Annotated in this window: 5 protein-coding genes and 1 pseudogene; 4 read left to right on the top strand and 2 right to left on the bottom strand. The window is 45.1% G+C overall.

Translation table 11 applies throughout. The features are described from left to right. Positions 1–429 precede the first annotated feature (429 nt). The 3 genes and pseudogenes from Q0K92_RS12775 to Q0K92_RS13135 all read left to right on the top strand — a co-directional run. A complete protein-coding gene (locus tag Q0K92_RS12775) occupies positions 430–1,107 on the top strand; it encodes an IS1595 family transposase (RefSeq protein ID WP_297326177.1) in 678 nt (225 codons plus the stop codon). 44 nt (positions 1,108–1,151) lie between these two features. Beyond that, a complete protein-coding gene (locus Q0K92_RS12770) occupies positions 1,152–1,934 on the top strand; it encodes a hypothetical protein (protein ID WP_297326176.1) in 783 nt (260 codons plus the stop codon). 432 nt (positions 1,935–2,366) lie between these two features. Further along, positions 2,367–2,498, top strand: a pseudogene (locus Q0K92_RS13135) (Tex-like N-terminal domain-containing protein); the annotation flags it as partial. 36 nt (positions 2,499–2,534) lie between these two features. On the opposite strand, the gene Q0K92_RS12765 reads toward Q0K92_RS13135, so the two are convergent. Both Q0K92_RS12765 and Q0K92_RS12760 read right to left on the bottom strand, forming a co-directional pair. Beyond that, positions 2,535–2,705, bottom strand: a complete 171-nt coding sequence (locus Q0K92_RS12765; RefSeq protein ID WP_297326175.1) for a hypothetical protein — start codon at positions 2,703–2,705, stop codon at positions 2,535–2,537. Then, positions 2,702–2,878, bottom strand: a complete 177-nt coding sequence (locus Q0K92_RS12760) for a hypothetical protein (protein ID WP_297326174.1) — start codon at positions 2,876–2,878, stop codon at positions 2,702–2,704. The genes Q0K92_RS12765 and Q0K92_RS12760 overlap by 4 nt, the downstream gene beginning before the upstream one ends. 35 nt (positions 2,879–2,913) lie before the next feature. On the opposite strand from Q0K92_RS12760, the gene Q0K92_RS12755 reads away from it, so the two are divergent. Further along, complete coding sequence (locus Q0K92_RS12755) at positions 2,914–5,121, top strand: Tex family protein (RefSeq protein WP_297326173.1); 2,208 nt, start codon at positions 2,914–2,916, stop codon at positions 5,119–5,121. Positions 5,122–5,303: the final 182 nt, after the last annotated feature.

Below are 5,303 nucleotides of genomic sequence, written 5' to 3'. Positions count from 1 at the left end.
GAGAAATTACGAAAGCATGGTCGCTATGGCATGTGGGTATCTATGGTTACCTATGTGAAATGTCAACAGACCCTAGTACAGATTTCTCCGATTTTGAGAAACATAACGAGACTATGCAACAAGAAATCGAGGAAATATGATTTCTCTCCTATTGGTGTAGTAGATTAATCTTAAGTCCGACAGACTCCCAACAAAGCTCGATAGCTCGAGGTAACGATAGATACCTCAGATCATGATAGTGTGTAAAAATATATTGGAGTAGCCAATTTGCTCTCACTTAGCGTACTCAGTAACCACCTTACAACAGGTCATGATATTATATAATTAACTGATATACATAACATTGCAACCATTCAATGCTTAGAATCACGATAATATATTAGGGTCTTAGGAAGTTAAGCGCTTACTAAAGTGAGTTAACTTACTGAGATGAATGTTAAAAACAGAAACTATTTTCGTTCTAGAATTAGAGAAGCAAAATTCAGGCAACTTATTCGCTGTTTATCCCTGGATTTTACAGCTACCAGCACAGCCAAATTGACTGGTATTTCCATCCGATCCATCAATACCATTTATCTTAAAGTGCGACAGAGGATTGCTCAGTGCTGTGAGCTTGAATCGCCTCTGCAAGGTTCTGTAGAGGTCGATGAATCCTACTTTGGCGCACAACGTGTTCGAGGTAAAAGAGAACGTGGGGCGTATGGTAAAACGATCGTCTTTGGTGTCTTGAAACGTCATGGAAAGGTTTATACAGAAATCGTGCCAGATTGTTCTAAAGCGACATTGCAAGCCATTATCCGTGGCCATGTGGCACCAGACACCGTGATCCATTCTGATGGATGGCGCGGCTATGACGGACTGGTTGATATTGGTTTTGATAAGCACTTCAGGGTACATCATGGTGACAATGAATTTGCCAGTGGTGAGCGGCATATTAACGGTATCGAGTCTTTCTGGAGTTTTGCCAAACGCCGCTTGGCAAATTTTAATGGCGTGCCTGAGCATACCTTTTATCTGCACCTGAAAGAAATCGAATTTCGTTTTAATCATCGCCGTGATAATCTCTACCATGCAATTCTCAAATTATTACGTTTAAACCCGCTTTAACTTCCTAAGACCCTATATTAATAAAAGCAATATGGAGAAATAACATGAGCATTTATGATTTTGAATATAAAAGCAGAAGAAAATTTCTAGACCATTACTCAGAAAATAAAGCTTTAAAAGAGTTTGCTGAAAGATTAGGATTCGAGAATAGTAATTATCAAGAGCACCGTGATATATTGCTCAACTTCATTCTGAATTATCACAAACTCATCCACCGCTATGAAGAACTTATAAGCGTTGAACAATGGAAACAAAATTTTTACACTGGTATAAGCCTATTTCTTCTTTTCTCAATTCCAATTTTACTGTATGTAGCTCCGAGCCTACTTAAAAACTATGCTCCCAATGGTGATCTTCTCGCTCAAATAGCGGCCATATTAACTGGATTACTTACTGTACAAAAATCCCTATCATCTTGGCTGGATAAGAGAAAAATCGTTGGCAATTTTAGAAAAGCTCAGTCAGCTCTAAAAGCCAAGCTTTATGCCTTTGAAGATAAGTGGAGAGGCCAGGTCTTACTAGCTGTTACAGAGAATGAAAAAGAAATAAACAAACTAAAAGACGATTTCTTACAAGAAGTTCGCATTGCTATTCGTGAAGCTCAAGCAATAGTGGAAGAAGAACAAAATCTATACTTCGATACGATTACTAGTCAATCTATTGATCTCGGGGCAATGCTGATAGAAGCAAGACAAAGTGCAAAAAACGCTGTAGGTGTATTAATTCCCTCTCAAACCGAAAATCAACAGCTAGCACTCATTCAAAAAAGGAGAACGGTAGTTCAACTGGAGGCCGAGATTCGTGAATGGGAAAATTTGGTTGGGTAAGAAAACAAAAAACTATCAATTCCTGGGGAAAATACTGATAGTCTGAAATCCCAAATCGAAGGTCATAAAAAAATAATCACGGATTTGAAAGCAAGCCTAATAAAAACGAAAAGCGAACTTGAAGCATTAGAACGCATTAATTAATGCAGAATCTTAGTAGGTCAATCTGCATACATGACTTCATTCCGATTAAATACCGGAAATTATAAATGCCAACTATATTTTGTAGTCGTCAAATAACCTCCGGCATTGCCGGAGGTTATCATTGAAGTTCCTTAAATGAGCTGCTGAAGAACGCTAAAACCATACCAGTATCCTCATTCTATTTGCAATTCACCAGAAAATGGTCCTTGCAAAGCAATTTACTGTACATTTTTATCGTAATCTTGAATAACTTTTCATTTCTTGCACAGCATAAAACAATAGTCCCACATGCTGCCATCCATAGAACAACGCCTTACCCAACAACTCGCCGTAAAACTGCCACAAATTCAGGCCACCATTAAACTACTGGACGACGGCTCTACGGTGCCTTTTATCGCCCGCTCCCGCAAAGTAACCACCAGCGAATTGGGCAATGCCATCACACACGCGCATATTCTATTTCTCTTCCACAATATGGTTATCTTTCAAAACCACAACACCCGCCCCAATACGTTTGGCTCGTTCACGAGCTCTTTGAGCAGCTCGTTTCATGGCGATCTCGGCTGCAGCCAAATCCGGGTCGCGTTGTTTTTGTTTCTTGCCGGAATTTGCAGTCTGATTATTCATGTTTCCACCCTTTCATCAATCAGTATAGTAAGTTGGAAAGTGCCAGCAAACCCCAATTTCATGGCATCACGCAATTTTTTGGAATTTTTATCGTTATTCAACTGACTATTTTTCTCCGACTCAATTTTACACGACGTAACCCATTGCGACCCCACAACCACTTGGTTTACCATCCCCTATCTGCATTCAATCACCCAAACACAATCTCATGCTGCCCTCCATCGAACAACGCCTCGCCGCCGAGCTTGCGGTTAAATTTTCACAAATCCAAGCTACCGTGCAGCTTCTGGATGACGGTGCAACCGTGCCTTTTATCGCCCGCTATCGCAAAGAAGCCACCGGTGGACTGGATGATATCCAACTACGCTTGTTGGAAGAACGCTTACACAGTTTGCGTGAACTGGAAAAAAGACGCCTTGCCATCATCGCCGCAATCGAAAAGCAGAATAAAATGACGCCGGCGCTGCTCGATGCCATCACCCATACGGAAGATAAGGCACATCTGGAAGATTTGTACCTGCCATACCGCAAGAAGCGCCGTACCAAAGCGCAAATCGCCTTTGAGGCCGGTTTGCAGCCATTAGCGGACTCATTGTTGAACAATCCAAGACTTAATCCGCAAACCGAAGCGGCCAAGTATCTTAAAGCGCCTTTCACCACCGAGGAAGGCGACAATCCCGGCGTTGCGGATACGACTCAGGCTTTGGAAGGCACACAGCATATCCTGATGGAGCGCTTTGCCGAGCATGCACCACTGCTGCAAACTTTGCGCGAATATTTGCGCACGCATGCCATCCTGACGGCCAGAGCCGCCAAAGACAAGAAAGATACCGACACCAAATTCACCGATTACCATGATTATCATGAAGCGATCAGCAAAATCCCGTCGCATCGCGCATTAGCATTGCTGCGCGGTGAACGTGAAGGCATTCTAAAATTGAAGCTATTGCTGGATACTGAATTGGAAGAAAAGGCACGCAATACCGCGCTCAATCCGTGCGAAATATCGATTGCACGACAATTCAACATTCACGACCAAAAGCGCCCGGCGGACGCCTGGCTGATTGATACTGTGCGCTCAAGCTGGCGCACGAAAATCTTTGCGCATCTGGAAACGGAATTGATGGGCAATTTGCAGGAACGTGCTGAAACGGAAGCCATCCAGGTGTTTGCACAAAACCTCAAAGCACTGCTGCTGGCTGCGCCCGCCGGTCCACGCATCACGATTGGCCTTGATCCGGGTTTGCGGACAGGCGTGAAAGTCGCTGTCATCGATGCGACGGGAAAAGTATTAGCCACCGCCACCATTTACCCGCATCCCCCAAAAAATGACTGGGATAACGCAATCCAGACATTAAAGCAGCTCGCTGAGCAACATCAGGCATCGCTGATCGCCATCGGTAACGGCACGGCATCACGCGAAACCGACCAGCTGGCCAAGGATCTGATTAAAAAATACCCGCAACTCAAACTGACGTCGATCATGGTGTCGGAAGCCGGTGCTTCGGTGTATTCCGCATCCGAACTCGCTTCCGACGAACTGCCGGAACTGGATGTATCGCTGCGCGGCGCGGTCTCAATCGCTCGGCGCTTGCAAGATCCGCTGGCCGAGTTGGTCAAGATCGACCCCAAATCGATTGGCGTCGGTCAATATCAGCATGATGTCGATCAGAATAAATTGGCACGCTCGCTCGATACCGTGGTAGAGGACAGTGTGAACGCTGTCGGCGTCGATGTGAATACCGCTTCCCCGGCGTTGTTACGTTATGTCGCCGGCCTCAACAGCAAAATTGCGCACAACGTCATCGCCTACCGCAATACCAAAGGCATGTTTACCAAGCGCAAAGACTTGCTGAAAGTCCCCAGTCTCGGCGAAAAAACCTTTGAACAAGCCGCCGGATTCTTACGCATTGTCAATGGCGCAAACCCGCTCGATGCTTCTGCCGTGCATCCGGAATCCTATCCGGTCGTCGAGCGCATCCTCAAGGATTTCCAATTGGATGTCACAACGCTGATCGGCAATCAACCTATCCTTAAATCAATCCGCCCGGAAAAATATGCGGACGAAAAAGTTGGCTTATTAACCATCAAAGACATCCTGCGCGAACTCGAAAAACCTGGCCGCGACCCCCGCTCCACCTTTAAAACCGCCACGTTCAAGGAAGGCATCGAAACCATGAAGGATCTGCACCCTGGCATGGTGCTCGAAGGCGTCGTCACCAACGTCGCCGCTTTCGGCGCGTTTGTCGATATCGGCGTGCATCAGGATGGATTGGTGCATATCTCCGCGCTGGCGGATAAATTTGTCAAAGATCCGCATACCGTCGTCAAAGTCGGACAGGTAGTTACCGTCAAGGTGCTGGAGGTGGATGAGAAGCGCAGGCGGATTGCGTTGACGATGCGGTTGGACGGATAGTGTAGCTCCAAAATCTTTATATACGATTCACACGAAGAATGGTAAATTGATCCTCAGAGTTGTGTTTCAAACAATTGGATCCTGCAGAACTTTTTTACAGTCGCATTAGGGTCTGTTGACATTTCACATAGGTAACCATAGATACCCACATGCCATAGCGACCATGCTTTCGTAATTTCTCT

Source organism: Nitrosomonas sp., assembly GCF_024282095.1.
Lineage (GTDB): Bacteria > Pseudomonadota > Gammaproteobacteria > Burkholderiales > Nitrosomonadaceae > Nitrosomonas.
Note: the sequence above shows the minus strand (reverse complement) of the source record. Positions and strands in the feature narration are given on the sequence as shown.

What these genes read in the sequence shown, in the direction of transcription:
- Q0K92_RS12775 (WP_297326177.1), top strand. Translation starts at nt 430, where the DNA reads ATGAATGTTAAAAACAGAAACTATTTTCGTTCTAGAATTAGAGAAGCA.
- Q0K92_RS12770 (WP_297326176.1), top strand. Translation starts at nt 1,152, where the DNA reads ATGAGCATTTATGATTTTGAATATAAAAGCAGAAGAAAATTTCTAGAC.
- Q0K92_RS12765 (WP_297326175.1), bottom strand. Translation starts at nt 2,705, where the DNA reads ATGAATAATCAGACTGCAAATTCCGGCAAGAAACAAAAACAACGCGAC.
- Q0K92_RS12760 (WP_297326174.1), bottom strand. Translation starts at nt 2,878, where the DNA reads ATGGTAAACCAAGTGGTTGTGGGGTCGCAATGGGTTACGTCGTGTAAA.
- Q0K92_RS12755 (WP_297326173.1), top strand. Translation starts at nt 2,914, where the DNA reads ATGCTGCCCTCCATCGAACAACGCCTCGCCGCCGAGCTTGCGGTTAAA.